General features: G+C 61.5%; 14 protein-coding genes. 4 read left to right on the forward strand and 10 right to left on the reverse strand.

Going from position 1 to position 16,604, the window contains the following annotated elements:
- Positions 1–257: 257 nt before the first annotated feature.
- Positions 258–3,857, reverse strand: coding sequence for an indolepyruvate ferredoxin oxidoreductase family protein (locus tag KHO30_RS37300; protein WP_211703921.1), 3,600 nt, complete (start codon positions 3,855–3,857; stop codon positions 258–260).
- Positions 3,858–4,204: 347 nt separating this feature from the next.
- Between KHO30_RS37300 and KHO30_RS37305 the strand changes: the two genes are divergently transcribed.
- The gene (locus KHO30_RS37305) at positions 4,205–4,411 is read left to right on the forward strand and encodes a hypothetical protein (protein WP_093641101.1); all 207 of its coding nucleotides are present in this window, start codon (positions 4,205–4,207) and stop codon (positions 4,409–4,411) included.
- A 152-nt stretch (positions 4,412–4,563) separates the two neighbouring features.
- On the opposite strand, the gene hppD is transcribed toward KHO30_RS37305, so the two are convergent.
- On the reverse strand, positions 4,564–5,661 hold the full coding sequence (gene hppD, locus KHO30_RS37310; protein WP_093641104.1) for a 4-hydroxyphenylpyruvate dioxygenase: 1,098 nt from the start codon (positions 5,659–5,661) through the stop codon (positions 4,564–4,566).
- 158 nt (positions 5,662–5,819) lie between these two features.
- On the opposite strand from hppD, the gene KHO30_RS37315 reads away from it, so the two are divergent.
- On the forward strand, positions 5,820–6,317 hold the full coding sequence (locus KHO30_RS37315; protein WP_093641107.1) for an Lrp/AsnC family transcriptional regulator: 498 nt from the start codon (positions 5,820–5,822) through the stop codon (positions 6,315–6,317).
- A gap of 82 nt (positions 6,318–6,399) precedes the next feature.
- On the opposite strand, the gene KHO30_RS37320 is transcribed toward KHO30_RS37315, so the two are convergent.
- The 8 genes from KHO30_RS37320 to paaA form a co-directional block, all read right to left on the reverse strand.
- Positions 6,400–7,068, reverse strand: a complete 669-nt coding sequence (locus KHO30_RS37320) for a GNAT family N-acetyltransferase (RefSeq protein WP_093641109.1) — start codon at positions 7,066–7,068, stop codon at positions 6,400–6,402.
- A gap of 242 nt (positions 7,069–7,310) precedes the next feature.
- Entirely contained in the window at positions 7,311–7,919 is a 609-nt protein-coding gene (locus KHO30_RS37325; RefSeq protein ID WP_093641112.1) for a TetR/AcrR family transcriptional regulator, read from the reverse strand.
- Between the two features lie 14 nt (positions 7,920–7,933).
- A complete protein-coding gene (locus KHO30_RS37330; protein WP_211703922.1) occupies positions 7,934–8,746 on the reverse strand; it encodes a DUF1835 domain-containing protein in 813 nt (270 codons plus the stop codon).
- 154 nt (positions 8,747–8,900) lie between these two features.
- A complete protein-coding gene (gene paaE, locus KHO30_RS37335) occupies positions 8,901–9,989 on the reverse strand; it encodes a 1,2-phenylacetyl-CoA epoxidase subunit PaaE (RefSeq protein ID WP_175053923.1) in 1,089 nt (362 codons plus the stop codon).
- A 1-nt stretch (position 9,990) separates the two neighbouring features.
- Entirely contained in the window at positions 9,991–10,533 is a 543-nt protein-coding gene (gene paaD / locus KHO30_RS37340) for a 1,2-phenylacetyl-CoA epoxidase subunit PaaD (protein WP_211703923.1), read from the reverse strand.
- 67 nt (positions 10,534–10,600) lie between these two features.
- Positions 10,601–11,404 carry a 1,2-phenylacetyl-CoA epoxidase subunit PaaC gene (paaC, locus tag KHO30_RS37345; protein ID WP_211703924.1) on the reverse strand — a complete coding sequence of 268 codons (804 nt, stop codon included), beginning with the start codon at positions 11,402–11,404 and terminating at the stop codon, positions 10,601–10,603.
- Positions 11,405–11,412: 8 nt separating this feature from the next.
- The gene (gene paaB, locus KHO30_RS37350) at positions 11,413–11,697 is read right to left on the reverse strand and encodes a 1,2-phenylacetyl-CoA epoxidase subunit PaaB (protein WP_007179854.1); all 285 of its coding nucleotides are present in this window, start codon (positions 11,695–11,697) and stop codon (positions 11,413–11,415) included.
- A gap of 39 nt (positions 11,698–11,736) precedes the next feature.
- On the reverse strand, positions 11,737–12,735 hold the full coding sequence (gene paaA / locus KHO30_RS37355) for a 1,2-phenylacetyl-CoA epoxidase subunit PaaA (RefSeq protein WP_200653064.1): 999 nt from the start codon (positions 12,733–12,735) through the stop codon (positions 11,737–11,739).
- A 216-nt stretch (positions 12,736–12,951) separates the two neighbouring features.
- Here paaA and KHO30_RS37360 point away from each other — a divergent pair, with 216 nt between their 5' ends.
- Positions 12,952–14,577: an NAD(P)/FAD-dependent oxidoreductase gene (locus KHO30_RS37360; protein ID WP_200653065.1), complete on the forward strand. Its 1,626-nt coding sequence runs from the start codon at positions 12,952–12,954 to the stop codon at positions 14,575–14,577.
- Between the two features lie 325 nt (positions 14,578–14,902).
- Positions 14,903–16,171, forward strand: coding sequence for an SGNH/GDSL hydrolase family protein (locus KHO30_RS37365; protein ID WP_211703925.1), 1,269 nt, complete (start codon positions 14,903–14,905; stop codon positions 16,169–16,171).
- Positions 16,172–16,604 lie beyond the last annotated feature (433 nt).

Raw genomic sequence — 16,604 nt, forward strand, 5'->3', positions numbered from 1 at the left:
GAAGTTGAAGTTGGTAGTTGGTAGTTGGTAGTTGGTAGTAGAAGTGGGAAGTTGCAGTAGCAGTTCGTAGTTGCAGTAGTTGTTCGTTTTTTGGTTGTTTGTTTTTGGTTGGTTGTTGTTGTGTTGTTGGAAGGAGCAGTACCGCTTGTTCTTGTACACACGCATCATGTGTCGAAACAGGCAAAAAAAGGCGACTGTCCGCGAGGACAGCCGCCTTTTCCATTGCGGGCCAATGTCAGCCAGTCAAGCCGGCAAGATCACGCTGCGTGCTGCGATTTCCCCGTTTCCGGCGAACGCCAGCGCGTCAGCAAGTCGTTCCATTTGACCCGCACACCCTTCAGATTGTTTTCCTTCACGTGCCCGTAACCGCGGATGCCGTCCGGTAGATTCGCCAGTTCGACGGCTAGTTCACGCTTCTGCACGGTCAGGCCGCTGATCAGCTCGCGTACCAGTGCTTCATACTCAACGATCAGCGTACGCTCAGTGCGACGCTCTTCCGTCTTGCCGAATACGTCGAGCGCCGTCCCACGCAGGAACTTGAGTTTTGCGAGTACGTGCATGGCGCTGAACACCCACGGTCCGTACTTCTTCTTCACCAGATGGCCTTGTGCGTCTTTCTTCGAGAACGTCGGCGGCGCGAGGTGAATGTGCAGCTTCCAGTCGCCTTCGAAATTCGCCTTCAGTTTTTCGATGAACGCGGGGTCGCTGTAGAGCCGTGCGACTTCGTACTCGTCCTTGTAGGCCATCAGCTTGTGCAGATTCTTCGCGACTGCTTCGGTCAACGGTAACTGGCCGTCGATCGAATCGAGTGCCGATTCCGCCACGCGCACTTGCGACACCAATGCACGATAACGGTCCGCATAAGCGGCGTCCTGATACGCGGCAAGATAGTCAGCGCGCTTGTCGATCAGCGTGTCGAGCGCCTTCGGTGTGTGCAGCGAGATGATCTTGCTGCTCGTCGTTTCCGCCGCGGCACCGCGTCCTTGCGAGTGCGCGAGCGTGCGCACCGAAGCCAGATCGTGCGCGGCACGACGGCCCCATTCGAATGCCGCACGATTCTTCTCGATCTGCACGTTGTTCAGCTCGATTGCGCGCATCAGCGATTGATACGTCAGCGGCACCCAGCCGCGCTGCCATGCGTAGCCGAGCACGAACGGATTCGTGTAGATCGCGTCACCGAGCAGGGCGACGGCGAAGTGATTCGCATCGACCATATCGACACCTTCGTCGCCCGCACCGGCACGTACGTCCGCTTCGGTGCTGCTGCCCGGAAAGCGCCAGTTCGGGTTCTTGATGAGCTCAGCCGTCGGTGTGTGCGCGCTATTGAGCACGACGCGGGTGCGGCCCACCTGCATCCGCGAAACGCATTCGTCGCTGGCGGTCACGATCGCGTCGCAGCCGATCACGAGACTGGCTTCGCCCATTGCGATGCGGGTCGCGTGAATATCGCCCGGGTTCTGCGCAATCTGCACGTGGCTCATCACGGCGCCGCCCTTTTGCGCGAGGCCGGTGACGTCGAGTACCGTGACGCCCTTGTTTTCCAGATGCGCCGCCATGCCGAGCAGGGCGCCGATCGTTACGACACCCGTGCCGCCGACGCCCGTTACCAGTACCCCATAAGGGCGCTCGATCGACGGTAGTTCGGGTTCCGGCACCGGCGGCATCGCGTCGCCGACAATGCCAGAAGCCGCCTTCGGCTTGCGCAACTGCCCCCCTTCGACGGATACGAAGCTCGGACAGAACCCGTTCACGCACGAGAAGTCCTTGTTGCAGGTCGACTGATTGATCTGGCGCTTGGTGCCGTACTCGGTATCGAGCGGCTCGACCGACAAGCAATTCGACTTCACCGAGCAATCGCCGCAGCCTTCACACACCGCTTCGTTGATCACGACACGGCGCGCCGGATCCGGATACGTGCCGCGTTTCCTGCGGCGGCGTTTCTCCGTCGCGCAGGTCTGGTCGTAGATCAGGATCGTGGTGCCGGAAATCTCGCGAAGCTGACGCTGAACTTCATCGAGTTTGTCGCGATGGTGAATGTCGATGCCGGGGGCGAGACCGACGTTCGCGTTGTACTTCTCCGGTTCATCGGTGACGATCACGATCTTCGTCGCGCCTTCGGCGGCGAGTTGATGCGTAATCTGCGGCACGGTCAGCACGCCGTCGACCGGTTGGCCGCCCGTCATCGCGACCGCGTCGTTATAGAGAATCTTGTAGGTGATGTTCGCCTTCGAGGCGATCGCAGCGCGAATCGCGAGCAGACCCGAGTGGAAGTAGGTGCCGTCCCCGAGGTTGGCGAACACGTGCTTATCGTTGGTGAACGGCGCCTGGCCGATCCACGCGACGCCTTCGCCGCCCATCTGGCTGAAGGTGCTGGTGCTGCGGTCCATCCACACGGTCATGTAGTGGCAGCCGATACCGGCCATCGCACGCGAACCTTCCGGCACGTTCGTCGACGTGTTGTGCGGGCAGCCGGAACAGAACCACGGCTTGCGCTCGGCTTCGACGCGCGGACGCGCCAGCGCTTTTTCCTTTGCTTCGATGACCGCGATGCGTGCCGCGATGCGCGCACGCACGTCGGACGGCAGGTCGAACTTGTCGAGCCGCGTGGCGATCGCCTTGGCGATGATCGCCGGCGAGAGTTCGTAGTGCGCCGGCAGCAGCCAGTTGCCCATCGGCACGGACCATTCGCCACCCGCGCCGTCCTTCTCGTCGAACTTGCCGAACACGCGCGGACGCTGCGCATCGGGCCAGTTGTACAGTTCTTCCTTGATCGCGTATTCGAGAATCTGGCGCTTTTCTTCCACCACCAGAATTTCATCGAGACCGCGTGCGAAGGCTTGCGCACCTTGCGCCTCGAGCGGCCATACACAGCCGACCTTGTACAGGCGGATACCGATACGCGAACAGGTTTCGTCGTCGAGACCGAGATCGGTCAGCGCCTGACGCACGTCGAGATATGCCTTGCCGCCGGTCATGATGCCGAAGCGCGCATGCGGCGAATCGATTTCGACGCGGTCCAGTTTGTTCGCACGCACATAGGCGAGCGCTGCGTACCACTTGTAGTCGAGAAGACGGGCTTCCTGCACCAGCGGTGGATCCGGCCAGCGGATGTTCAGGCCGCCTTCGGGCATGGCGAAGTCGTCCGGCAGAATGATTTTCGTGCGGTGCGGATCGATGTCGACCGACGCCGACGATTCGACCACATCGGTCACACACTTCATCGCGACCCACAGTCCGGAATAGCGGCTCATCGCCCAGCCGTGCAGGCCGAAGTCCAGATATTCCTGCACGTTCGATGGGAACAGCACCGGCAGGCCGCAGGCCTTGAAGATGTGTTCCGACTGGTGCGCGAGTGTCGAGGATTTAGCGGCGTGGTCGTCGCCGGCGAGCACGAGAACGCCGCCGTGTTGCGCCGAACCGGCCGAATTGCCGTGCTTGAATACGTCACCGGAGCGGTCAACGCCCGGGCCCTTGCCGTACCACATCGAGAACACACCATCGTACTTGGCGCTCGGGTACAGATTGACCTGCTGTGAACCCCACACGGAGGTCGCCGCGAGGTCTTCGTTGACGCCGGGCTGGAACACGACCTGGTGCGCGGCGAGATGTTGCTTCGCTTTCCACAAGGATTGGTCGAGTCCGCCGAGTGGCGATCCGCGGTAACCGGAGATGAATCCGGCGGTATTGAGCCCGGCCGCCCGGTCGCGTTCCTGCTGCAGCATCGGCAGACGAACCAGCGCCTGGATGCCGCTCATGTACGCGCGGCCGCGTTCGAGGGTGTATTTGTCGTCGAGCGTGACGGAAGATAGCGCGGCTTCGAGCGAGGCTCGCTGACCTGCGTCTAGCGGGGCATTCATTATGTGTACTCCTCCAACCAGTTTGGGATCACCAAAACTTTTTTTGGCCGCGGCATCTTGTGAACGCTTGGGGCCGGGGTCGCCATATTGACGTGTTTTAAGTGATGGTAGCACTGGTGAAAACCCGCCGCAGCGCGCCAGAAATGCGGCATTGCAGCGCTCGACTTGCGCTGAACGCGCCGGCGACTTCCTGCGGCGCAATCCCCTGTAACAAGCTGTAAAAACTACAAATCTGGGGAACCGCAGTTGAAATGTCTGTCTAACACCCCACCTGCGAGCAATGTCTGCGCAACGCTCCGCATTCGGTGGAGCTTCAGGACAGCAGGGCAGTTAGAAAAGGAGTACGCATGAACACTAGAAACATCCAGACCTTCCTGATGGTTTCGGCCGCATTCTTCGCCATGAGCGCGCCGGTGCGCTCGAGTACAGGCTCGAACAGCGCAGGGACGCTGTCGAACGCGATCACCAGCACGGCGCAGGTCGCGCCGGCACGCATTGCGGTGGAGCGCATTGCACGATCCACAAAGGCCGACGAGGAAGACCAGAATTCGTGATGCATCGCTGAAGCGGCGTATCGGTTGAAAATTGGCCGTCGTCTGGGCTTCGGACCGCGGCATAAACGACGAAGGGCGAGGATCGCAAGATCTTCGCCCTTTTTTATGTCTCCCAGATTCCGCGTGGACCGCTAGCCGTTGGCCGCTAGTCGTTAGGCCTTGTCCTGGACCACGCCACGGCGAATCTGATCCAGCTCGATCGATTCGAACAGTGCCTTGAAGTTGCCCTCGCCGAATCCCTGATTGCCCTTGCGCTGGATGATCTCGAAGAAGATCGGCCCGATCTGGTTTTCGGTGAAGATCTGCAGCAGCAAATCGTCGGGTGCGCCGTCGATCAGGATCTTGCGCTTGCGCAATTCGTCGAGCGGCTCGCCGTGGTTCGGCACGCGGCGATCAACGAGTTCATAGTACGTGTCGATCGTATCGAGCAACGAGATGTTCGCCGCGCGCAAACCGTCCACCGTGCGGTAGATGTCGTTGCTGCCCAGCGCGATGTGCTGGATGCCTTCGCCGTGGTACTGGTCCAGATACTCCTGGATCTGACCGGCTACGTCTGAGCCTTCCTCATTGATCGGAATGCGGATTTTGCCGCACGGCGAGGTCATTGCCTTCGATTTCACGCCGGTCACTTTGCCTTCGATGTCGAAGTAACGCACTTCCCGGAAATTAAACAGACGCTCATAGAACTCCGCCCATTCCTGCATGCGGCCGCGATGGACGTTGTGCGTCAGGTGGTCGATGTAGGTCAGACCGTGGCCGACAGGGTTTGGATTCGCGCCCGGAATCGGTTCGAAGTCGACGTCGTAAATATCGATGTTGCCGATCGTGCTCGGCTCAGCACCGTTCTTGCCGCGCCAGCGGTCGACAAAATAGATCAGCGAGTCGCCGATGCCCTTGATTGCCGGGATGTTCAGTTCCATCGGGCCGGTCTTGTTGTCGAAGCCCCAGGCGCCTTTTTCCAGAGCCTGCTGGTAAGCCTTCGCCGCGTCCTGCACACGGAACGCGATGGCGCAGATCGACGGGCCATGCAGGCGCGTGAAGCGTTGCGCGAACGAATCTTGTTCCCCGTTAACGATGAAGTTGATTTCACCCTGGCGATACAGCGTCACGTCTTTGTGACGATGCCGGGCGACGGCGGTGAAGCCCATCTGTTCGAACAGCTTGCCGAGCGCCTTCGGATCCGGTGCGGTGTATTCGATGAATTCGAAGCCGTCCGTGCCGACCGGGTTTTCCCAAGTTGAAACCTGCATTGTCTGTCTCCATTGAGCGCCGGCGCGAGGTATGCGAGTTAGCGCGACTGAATGACGCAAGTGTAAAGGCCGGCTGGCGACGAAAACTTGCGAACTTAATCGCGCGCCGATACGCTTGAGCTATTTTCTAGCTCAATTTCTAAAACGGACGGCAGAAAATGGCCAAAATAGAGATAGACGCCATCGACAGGCGCATTCTGGCGATCCTTCAGGCGAATGGCCGGCTGTCGAATCAGGAGATCGCCGAGCGCATCAACCTGTCGCCGAGCCCGTGTCTACGGCGTATCCGTCGACTGGAAGAGAGCGGGGTGATTCGCGGCTATGTCGCGTTGCTCGATGCGCAAAAGCTTGGGCTTGATCTGCTCGCCTACGTCAACGTGCGGCTGGAAAAGCGCAGCGGTCCGGGGCTCAGTCCGCGTGGCGACACTACGCATGCCGATCTGTTTCGCGCGGCAGTGCAGACGTGGCCGGAGGTGGTCGCATGTCACGCGATGACGGGCGACATGGATTACCTGCTGAGAGTGCAGGTAGAGGATATGGCGCACTTTTCACGCTTCGTGCAGGACCAGTTGCTGCACCATCCCTCTGTCATCGACGTGAAGACGAGCTTTTCGCTCGAGAAGTTCAAGGAGACGACGGCACTGCCGATTTTGTGAGGGCCGACCGTGGTCAGTCGACGAACAAACAAAAAGGGCGGCCAGAAGGCCGCCCTTTGTTCTTCGCCGAAGCGCAGACCGCTTAAGCGGCCTCTGCTGCCGGCATGAACGATTCGAACAACTTCGACGCCTGACGCGCCTGGCGCTTGAGTGCGTAGTCGAACACGGCGGCTTGCTCCTGCAGCATTTCAGCGATGATGCTCGTCTGATCCGCTGGCGACAGCGTCAGATAGGCATCTGCTTCGCCGTACGCGTATTCGATCTTCATGCCGGCCTTCTTCGCGATGTGCATCATGGTCGAATTGCGCGACAGGCAATGCATGTAAAGCGTGGTGACATGGGTATTGCGGCTGCGGATGGCGGCGCGCTCGAAGAGCTTCGAGCCAATGCCTTGCCCGCGGACGCTTTCCAGCACCGACACGCCGAATTCAGCGGTGCGCTTGTCGCCTTCGGCCGGCAGATACGCCAGATGGCCGACGCCGGTGAGCTGCAACTGACTGTCGAACACGCCGAAGACCGTGTCGCGCGTGAAATCGATCGCGCGGACATAGTTTTCAATGACGTGGTTCGGGACGACCTGGCCGAAGCGCAGAAGGCGGTCGTCTTCGCCGAGCGCGAGGAAGTGGGTCAGCAGTCGTTCGCGATCGATGGCGGTGAGCTCACGGACCAGAGCAGGCGCACGACCGCCTGGCTGCAATGGACGATCGTGTGCAACGATCGGCTCAGCGGCGCGGGGTGTAATCATGTTCATGGTCGGGTTCTCCTTTTAATCGAGCGGCATGGTGCACCGCAAAAACGATTTTAGCGGATATGCCGATTCCGTACTAGGGAAAACCCGTATCAAAAACTGAGGGCGGTGTCTAGAAAGTTAGCGCCCTATTTTTAATGCTTTGATTATTAAAGAAAAATAAATTGAACGAGCGTTCGTGGCAAGGTGTCGCGGCTAGACAACTCGTGGCAATTATTTCCTCTGAACAATGCTGCCATGCGCAATCAGCCTTGGGCAGAACTCAGTCCGTGATCCACCATATCGACCACTTGCTCGGCGAATTCCCGGTAGCCCATCCGGCCGTCTGGCTTGAGCCAGGTGAACGTCCAGTTGATCATGCCGAACACCATCATCGTGAGGGCGGTCTGGTTTTCGCGTGTGGCGCGCTCCGGATAGGCGCGCGCCAGTTGCCGCGCAAATGCCGCGACAACATCGCGCTGGCGGTTCAGGATGACTTCGCGCTGGGTATCGACCAGGTACTTGACGTCGTTCAGGAGCGCGACGTGCCGGCTGTGCGACGTCTCGTACTCGGAGAGAAACGCCCGGATCAGCTCGGCGAACGTGTCGCGCTCGGACAGCCCGCGGCGTTGGCTTGCGCCTTCCACCTCCGCGATGATCAGCATCAGCCGCTTCGTGTAGCGGTCCAGCAGATCGAACAGGATCGCTTCCTTGCTCGCGTAATAGTGGTACAGGCGCGCTTTCGAGGTACCGCTCGCGGCCGCGAGATCGGCCATCGAGGTGCTCGGGTAGCTGGTCTGGGCGAATTTCTCCGCTGCGAGTTCGAGAATCTGGTCGCGTTGGGTTTCGTGGTCGGGGGCTCGGGTGCGGGCCATGGTCGTCTATTTTATTAGTGTGGACAGGGGGCAAGCGCCGCAGACAGTTCCAGCGTGCGCCATGCGCTCGCGTCGCCACGCAGCTTGATGCGACGGGTCGCGGCCAGTTCGCGGAAGCGCCACAGCACGATGCTGTCGCTCACCAGATAAAAGAGTTCAGCGGTCATCAGTTCCGCTGCAACGTGCGCGGCGGGCTGCCAGTCGCCCGTGACGTGTTCGAGAATCAGCGCGTCCAGGTCGGCGAAGTTGCCGCTCGTGAACGTGTTGTCGCGCCAGCGGCGCGTTTCGCCGTTCGCGTGCTTGGCTTCCTGCCATTCGAGTGCGAGCCGGCTGATGCGCAGAACCGAAATCGGCGCCGCGTCGTCCAGACGCCCTTGCAGGACAGTCGGCGCGAACATGCCGACGGACGTCGCGCGATCTTTGCGGCTATGCGCCCAGGCGCCCGGATCGGTGAGGTCGCGAATCGACAGGCGCACTTCGTTCAGCCGTTGCGGGCTATTGCGCAGGTGATAGCAGACGCGGCGCAGCATCAATTGATCGGCCGCGCTTTCGCCGTGCCAGACCACCAGATTCGCGTCGCCCCGCGCGATGTTCTCCAGCGCTGCTGCCTGCTCGCGGAATTCGCGAAGGAAATCACGCCTCGTGTCCGCGCTGACACGGTCCCAGAACTCGGCTCGCACGTCGGGCCCGTCGTCGATGCCGCGCAATGGACCGACCGCCAGATCGTCGCGCAGTGCGTGCACGCGATCGTCGCGGCTTGCCTCGGCTAGCGCGGCGCGCAGTGATTCGGCGGCGACATCGCCGTTGGTGAGGTGGATGGTGCTCATCGGCAGTGGCTTGGGCTGGCAAAAAACGCAAATGACGAAAGGGGCCGCTCATCGATCGGGACAGATGTCCGATCGCGAGCGGCCCCTAGTGTAAGCGCATCGCGGACCTGCTGAAAGCGTTGCGGGTGTCGCGTGGCCACCCGGCGCGCTAGACTCAACGTTCGTCGTAACTCACCACCACCCGATCGCTGATCGGATGGCATTGGCAGGTCAGCACGAAACCGTCGCGGATTTCGTGCTCTTCCAGGGTGTAGTTCTTTTCCATCTTCACTTCGCCTTCGAGCACCTTCGCGCGGCAGGTGCAGCAGACGCCGCCCTTGCACGCGTACGGCAACGCGAGGCCGGCACGCAAGCCGACGTCGAGCACGCTCACGCCCTGATACGGCAGGCGCAGCTTGCGCCTTTTCCCGTCGAGGACGATTTCGAGGTCGGCGGCCGGGGTGTCGTCGGTGATTTCGACCGGCGGCACGCCCGCTTGCGGCAGCGGCGAACCGAAGCGCTCCACATGCACTTTCTCCGAAGGCACACCCGCGGCTTTCAGCGCGGCCTCGGCCGCATCCATCATCGGGCCGGGCCCGCAGATGAAGGCTTCGTCGATGGCATCGGCCGGCAGCAGGTTGTCGATGAAGGCGGCGCACTTCTCCTGGTCGAGTACGCCGTTGAACAGCTCAACGTCCTGCAAGTCGTCCGACAGCACGTGATAGAGCACGAAGCGGTTCATGAAGCGGTTCTTCAGATCCTCGAGCTCTTCCGCGAACATGATCTGATCGACGCTGCGGTTGCCGTACACCAGCGTGAAGGTGCTGCGCGGCTCGATTTCCAGCGTGGTCTTGATGATCGCGAGCACCGGCGTGATGCCCGAGCCGCCGGAGAATGCGATGTACTGCTGGCCCTGGTCGGCATTGAGATGCGTGAAGAAGCGGCCGTCCGGCGTCATCACGTCGATGGTGTGGCCGGGTTGCAGCGTGTCGAATGCGAAGTTCGAGAAACGCCCGCCGCGCACGCGCTTGATGCCAATGCGCAGTTCGCCGTCGCGGTCGTAATCGGTGACGCCGACGCAGATCGAGTACGAACGGCGCGTTTCCTCACCGTCGATGTGCGTTTTCAGCGTGACGAACTGGCCTTGCGTGAAGCGATAGTGGTCGCGCAGTTCGACAGGGACTTCGAAGGCGACCGAGACCGCGTCGGCGGTTTCGGGCCGCACTTCGCGGATACGCAGCGGATGAAATTGCGGGGTAGCCATATCAGTATGGTTTGAAGTAGTCGAAGGGTTCGCGGCAGTCGATGCAGCGGTACAGGGCCTTGCAGGCCGTCGAGCCGAATTGCGCGAGACGCTCGGTGTGCGCCGAGCCGCAACGGGGGCACGACGGTGCCGGCAGTGCGCGCGGCACGAAACGCAGCACTTTTTCCTGCGGCGGCGCGGCTGAACCGCAATTGCCCGTGGGCGGCGCGATGCCATAGGCGCGCAATTTCTCGCGCGCTTCCGCGGTCATCCAGTCGGTGGTCCAGGCAGGCGCCAGCACGGTGGCGATCCGATACGGCTTCAGTTCGGCCGCATCGAGCGCATGCGCGACGTCTTCGGCGATCTGCGACATCGCCGGGCAACCGGAATAGGTCGGCGTGATCACGACTTCGAGCGTGCCGTCGGCAGCGCGGCGCACGTCGCGCAGAATGCCGAGTTCACGAATCGATACCACCGGAATCTCCGGATCAGGCACCGTTTCGAGCACGGCCCATGCGCGCTCGAGCGTGGCGTCGGCGGTGGGCATGGCAGTCGAGGTCGTCATCGTAAAGTTCCGTTGGGTTCCGGTTGAGCGCTCGGGTGCGTGCTCAGGTGCGTGCTCAGGTGCGTGCTTACCAGGTGGCGCCGGGATGCTGGCGCGCGAGGCTTTGCATTTCGGCCAGCACGAAGCCCATGTGCTCCGAGTGCTCGCCATGCTTGCCGGCCGTGATGTGCTTGACCGCTTCGGGGAGCTTGAGCGTGGCCTGGTCGAGCGTGGTCTGGACGTCTTCGAGCCATGCTGCCTCGAGATCCGACGTCAGCGGCCCGATGCCGGCGGCGGTGATGGCTTCTTCCACTGCGTCGGCGCTGAAAAACTCGCGTGTGTACGGCAGCAGATAGTCCAGCGCGGCCTGTGCGCGACGATGCGATTCGTCCGTGCCGTCGCCAAAACGAATCAGCCATTCGCTCGCGTGGTGCACGTGATAGCTGGTTTCCTTGATCGACTTCGAGGCGATCGCGGCAAGCTGTTCATCCTTCGACGTAGTGAGGGCAGTCCACAGATGCGCCATCAGCGTCGAATACAGGAAATTGCGCACGATCGTGACCGCGTAGTCCTTCTCGGCTTGCGCGGTGCCAGCGAGCGGACCGTAATGCGGCAACTCGGCCAGCGTGTAGTTGGCGAACTCACGTTCCGCGCGGAAGTATGCGTAGTCGTCTTCCGTGCGGCTTTTGCCTGTGAGCTGCTGTTCCAGCGAGGCGGCGTGCGTGTACAGCAGGCGCGCTTGGCCGATCAGATCCAGACTCATGTTCGACAGCGCGATGTCCTCTTCGAGGATCGGGCCGTGACCGCACCACTCGGCATTGCGCTGACCGAGGATCAGCGCGGTGTCCGCGAGGCGCAGCACGTACTGCAGATGTTGGGGCGTGATGGTCATGGCCGCGCTTACATGTGGTTGACTTCGTCGGGGAGCGTGTAGAACGTCGGGTGGCGGTAAATCTTGTCGCCAGCCGGTTCGAACAGCTCAGCCTTGTCTTCCGGCGCAGACGCCGTGATCGCCGACGACGGCACCACCCAGATACTCACGCCTTCCTGGCGGCGCGTGTAGACGTCGCGCGCCATGCGCAGCGCCATCGGCGCGTCGGCGGCATGCAGGCTGCCGCAGTGTTTATGGTCGAGTCCCTGCTTGCTGCGCACGAAGACTTCCCAAATCGGCCATTCCTTGTTCATCGCTGATCTCCTGATACTTTGTCTTGCTTGTCGCCGCCCTTAGGCAGCCTGCTGTTGTGCGCGCTGGCGCTGCTTTTCGGCGTGGGCGAGGGCTGCTTCGCGCACCCAGGCGCCGTCGTCGTGTGCTTTGACGCGGGTTGCGAGGCGTTCGCGGTTACACGGGCCGTCGCCATTCACGACGAGCCAGAATTCTTCCCAGTCGATGTCGCCGTAGTCGTGCTGGCCGCGCGCTTCGTTCCACTTCAGGTCCGGGTCCGGCAGCGTGACGCCGAGCACCTTGGCCTGATCGACGGTTGCGTCGACGAATTTCTGGCGCAGATCGTCGTTCGAGATGCGCTTGATGCCCCATTTCGACGACTGATTGCTGTGGATCGAGTCTTTGTCGCTCGGGCCGAACATCATCAGCACCGGCCACCACCAGCGGTTTACGGCTTGCTGGACCAACTCGCGTTGCGCTTCGGTGCCGCTCATCATCGACATCAGCGCGTCGAAGCCCTGGCGCTGATGGAACGACTCTTCCTTGCAGATGCGGATCATCGCGCGGGCATAAGGGCCGTAAGTGCAGCGGCACAGCGGAATCTGATTCATGATCGCCGCGCCGTCCACCAGCCAGCCGATCACGCCGACGTCCGCCCACGTAGGCGTCGGGTAGTTGAAGATGCTCGAATATTTGGCTTTGCCCGAGTGCAATGCGGCGATCAGCTGATCGCGCGACACACCGAGCGTTTCGGCCGCGCTATATAGATAGAGGCCGTGGCCGGCTTCGTCCTGCACTTTGGCCAGCAGGATCGCCTTGCGCTTCAGGCTGGGCGCGCGGGAGATCCAGTTGCCTTCCGGCAGCATGCCGACGATTTCAGAATGCGCGTGCTGCGAGATTTGCCGGACTAGGGTCTTGCGGTAGGCCTCAGGCATCCAGTCCTGCGCTTCGATCTTGCCGTCGGCGGCCATGACCGCGTCGAATTGCGACTGCTCCGGCGAACTCGCTGCCGTGTCGAGCGGGGCGACATTGCCGGGGATATCCAGGGATTGCGTGTACATGGGGACGCTCTCAGCGGAAGTTGTCTGTGTGTGCGCAGTATAAACCAACCGACCGGTCGGTTAATAAATTTTTTGAGAAGAATGGCTCTTTTCGATAGGGATACCTTGGGTTCGTCGCCGAGGTGTTTCGCGAGCGTCGCCGCCCCGTGCCGACACATAACCTATAAAATTGCGAATTGGCCGCGATTTGCGGCCTTCATGCATCCCCCGGTACTCATGTTACGTCTAAGCGAAATTAAACTCCCGCTCGATCACCCCGAAAGCGTTCTCGAAGCCGCCGTCCGCGCGCGCCTCGCTGAACTCGGCGTGGGCGAGGACGGGCTCATCCGGTACACCGTGTTCCGCCGCGCGCACGACGCCCGCAAGCGCACCGACATCAAGCTCACCTACATCGTCGACGTCGAGGTGAAGGATGAAGCGGCCGCGCTTAAGCGGCTCGCCGACGTGCCCCACTGCGCTGTGACGCCGGACATGACGTACCGTTTTGTCGCCAAAGCGCCGGCGCAGATGACTTCCCCGCGCCCGGTTGTGATCGGCATGGGGCCGTGCGGCCTGTTTGCGGGGCTGATCCTCGCCCAGATGGGTTTTCGTCCGATCATTCTCGAGCGCGGCAAGGCCGTGCGCGAGCGCACCAAGGATACTTTCGGGTTGTGGCGCAAGTCGGTGCTCAATCCTGAATCGAATGTGCAGTTCGGTGAAGGCGGCGCGGGTACGTTCTCGGACGGCAAGCTTTACAGCCAGATCAAGGATCCGAAGCACTACGGCCGCAAGGTGCTCGATGAATTCGTCCGCGCGGGTGCGCCGGAAGACATTCTCTATCTGAGCCGGCCCCATATCGGCACGTTCCGCCTCGTCAGCATGGTCGAAAAGATGCGCGCGACCATTCACGAGCTGGGCGGCGAGGTGCGCTTCGAGACGCGGGTCGAGGATATCGAAATCGAGCAAGGCAAGGTGCGCGGGCTCAAGCTGTCGACGGGCGAGCATTTGCGCTGCGACCACGTGGTGCTGGCGGTCGGCCATAGCGCGCGCGATACCTTCCAGATGTTGAGCGACCGCGGCGTCTATATTGAGGCGAAGCCGTTTTCGCTCGGTTTTCGGATCGAACACCCGCAAGGCTTGATCGATCGCAGCCGTTTCGGCAAGTTCGCGGGCCACAAGCAACTGGGCGCCGCCGACTATAAGGTCGTGCACCACTGCAGCAATGGGCGCGCGGTTTATAGCTTCTGTATGTGTCCTGGCGGCACGGTGGTGGCGGCGACTTCCGAGCCGGGCCGCGTAGTGACCAACGGCATGAGCCAGTACTCACGGGCCGAGCGCAATGCCAACGCCGGGATTGTCGTCGGCATCACGCCGGAGGACTATCCGGGCGGCCCGCTCGCCGGCATTGCGTTCCAGCGCAAATGGGAAGAGCGGGCGTTCGAGCTGGGCGGCGGCAACTATATGGCGCCGGGCCAGCTGGTCGGCGACTTTATTGCCGGGCGGCCGTCTACTTCGCTGGGTTCGGTGGTGCCGTCCTATAAACCGGGCGTGCATCCCACGGATCTCAGCACGGCGCTGCCGGATTACGTGATCGAAGCGATCCGCGAAGCGTTGCCGCAGATGGATAAGAAGATTGCTGGTTTTGCCATGCACGACGCGGTGTTGACGGGTGTTGAGACGAGAACGTCGTCGCCGATTCGCGTGCGGCGCCGGGATGACTATCAGAGCATGAATGTCGAGGGCTTGTATCCGGCCGGTGAGGGCGCGGGGTATGCCGGCGGGATCTACTCGGCCGCCATCGACGGGATCGAAGTGGCCGAAGCGCTTGCGTTGAAGATGGTTGGGGTGTCGGCGGCGGCTTGATGAGTGATGGGTCTGTCTGTGCGAGTGCCGAATGGCTGAGGCGGTGGCGGGTTCATGTGGGCGGAGCGCTATGCATCGTCATGCGGAATGACTGTCTCGTGGAAATCGCGCCGTGAGTCCCGCTGAGGGCTCTCTAGTGCAGGGCGAGCTGAATACGTACGGTTGTGCGCGGTTCGCCAAATACCCATACCGCCGCTCGCGGTACATTCGGCGCCGCGGCCCTGCGACCAGGCGCGGGTGATCGCACGATGGCGGTCGCGCGGTCCGCCGCGACAGCGATGGCGATCGGGCACAATGCACGTTTCGCCTCGAACTGACCACCCGAATGACCATTCGCACTCTGGCTGCCGCATGTAGCGCGGCGCTGCTTTGCCAATTCGCCGTTTCCCCGACTGTTTTTGCCGCCGATGCCCCGACGCACTGGGTCACCGCATGGGCGACGGCATTGCAACCCATTCCCCAACGATCGGATTTGCCGCCTCTATATCGCGCCCCTGAGGTCGCCGGGCGAACGGTGCGCCAGATCGTCTATCCGACGCTGTCCGGTAAAACCGTACGAGTCCATCTCAGCAACGAGTACGGCAAGACGGCGCTCGTTATCGACGAGTTGCGCATTGCGCGCTCGGCCGGCGGCGCGGCAGCGCTAGGCAGTGGGGAGGCGCGCGTGACGTTCGGCGGCAAGAGCGCGGTGAGCGTACCGCCGGGTGGCGAATTGGACAGCGATCCGGTCGCAATCGACATCGCCGAGGGCGCACCTTACGCGATCAGTGCGTTCATGGGGCCGGAACAACGGATCGTGGCATGGCATCGGGTCTCGAATCAGCTGAATTACGTTTCTGCACCGGGCAATCACACTGCCGATACTTCCGCTAACTCGTTTCGCGGCCGGTTCACGCAATACGTATGGGTGACGGGTTTGTCGGTGGATGCGCCGTCATCGGCCGCTGTTGCCGCGATCGGTGATTCGATCACCGACGGTATGCGCTCGAGCCTGAATCAGAACCGGCGCTGGCCGGACGCGCTGGCTCGCCGGTTCGCCAGCACTGGCGACCACTCGACGGCGATCGTTAATCTTGGCATCAGCGGCAATCGCTTGTTGAGCGACTCGCCCTGTTACGGCGACGCGCTTGTCCGGCGTTTCGACAAGGACGTGCTGGAGCGCCCGGGCGTCAAGACGGCGATTCTGCTGATCGGAATCAATGACATCAACTTCGCGGAGATGCCGGCGCGTAGCGGCCTCGACTGCGACTTTCCCCATACCTCGGTGACAGCCGCCGACCTGATCGCCGGCTACCAGCGAGTGATTGCCGACGCACGGCATCGTGGCGTGAAGGTGTTCGGCGCAACTTTGACGCCTGCATCGCTGCCGGCGCCGCGGGAGACTATCCGCTTGGCGGTCAACCAGTGGATTCGAAGCAGCCATGCTTTCGACGGTGTTGTCGATTTCGACGCTGCGCTACGCGACCCGGCGCAACCGAGTCGTCTGCAGCGCGCCTTTGACAGTGGTGACCATATTCATCCCAGCGACGCTGGGTACACCGCAATGGCCGAAGCGGTTCCGGTGGCTGCTGTAGTGAATTCAACCCGGAAGTGAGTCGCCAAAAAAAGATTTTCGTCAAACCCTTGTCACATGACTGATGTTCGCCTATAGTTCGCCTCCTCGTTTGCGAACGAGGGCCGCGGCGGAAACCAGCGGCCGTAGCGTCAACAAGGTTTTAAGCGAAAGCGGAAAAATATTGTTGACAAAGCGAAAAAGAGCCTTCATAATCTCGTTTCTCTGCTGCTGATGCAGCGACGCAGAACGAAGCGGTGCCGGGTGGTTGAGGTGAGGCGGCGCTTCGGTGGTGAATGCGTAATCGATCTTTAAAAATTAACAGCCGATAAGTGTGGGCGCTTGATGCGCGACGCGAGCTGGACTCTTCGGGGTCTGGCATAAGCGAAAGTATCAAGTCTCACACTAGTATTAAGGAAGGTTTTCCCGTCTTCGGACGGGATGATCATTCGTCAGTACGTTGAGTGAGCGACCG

The organism is Paraburkholderia aspalathi (assembly GCF_905220735.1).
GTDB classification, from domain to species: Bacteria; Pseudomonadota; Gammaproteobacteria; order Burkholderiales; family Burkholderiaceae; genus Paraburkholderia; species Paraburkholderia aspalathi.

Coding starts and splice junctions, on each gene's coding strand:
- KHO30_RS37300 (WP_211703921.1), bottom strand. CDS start 3,857: ATGAATGCCCCGCTAGACGCAGGTCAGCGAGCCTCGCTCGAAGCCGCG.
- KHO30_RS37305 (WP_093641101.1), top strand. CDS start 4,205: ATGAACACTAGAAACATCCAGACCTTCCTGATGGTTTCGGCCGCATTC.
- hppD (WP_093641104.1), bottom strand. CDS start 5,661: ATGCAGGTTTCAACTTGGGAAAACCCGGTCGGCACGGACGGCTTCGAA.
- KHO30_RS37315 (WP_093641107.1), top strand. CDS start 5,820: ATGGCCAAAATAGAGATAGACGCCATCGACAGGCGCATTCTGGCGATC.
- KHO30_RS37320 (WP_093641109.1), bottom strand. CDS start 7,068: ATGAACATGATTACACCCCGCGCCGCTGAGCCGATCGTTGCACACGAT.
- KHO30_RS37325 (WP_093641112.1), bottom strand. CDS start 7,919: ATGGCCCGCACCCGAGCCCCCGACCACGAAACCCAACGCGACCAGATT.
- KHO30_RS37330 (WP_211703922.1), bottom strand. CDS start 8,746: ATGAGCACCATCCACCTCACCAACGGCGATGTCGCCGCCGAATCACTG.
- paaE (WP_175053923.1), bottom strand. CDS start 9,989: ATGGCTACCCCGCAATTTCATCCGCTGCGTATCCGCGAAGTGCGGCCC.
- paaD (WP_211703923.1), bottom strand. CDS start 10,533: ATGACGACCTCGACTGCCATGCCCACCGCCGACGCCACGCTCGAGCGC.
- paaC (WP_211703924.1), bottom strand. CDS start 11,404: ATGACCATCACGCCCCAACATCTGCAGTACGTGCTGCGCCTCGCGGAC.
- paaB (WP_007179854.1), bottom strand. CDS start 11,697: ATGAACAAGGAATGGCCGATTTGGGAAGTCTTCGTGCGCAGCAAGCAG.
- paaA (WP_200653064.1), bottom strand. CDS start 12,735: ATGTACACGCAATCCCTGGATATCCCCGGCAATGTCGCCCCGCTCGAC.
- KHO30_RS37360 (WP_200653065.1), top strand. CDS start 12,952: ATGTTACGTCTAAGCGAAATTAAACTCCCGCTCGATCACCCCGAAAGC.
- KHO30_RS37365 (WP_211703925.1), top strand. CDS start 14,903: ATGACCATTCGCACTCTGGCTGCCGCATGTAGCGCGGCGCTGCTTTGC.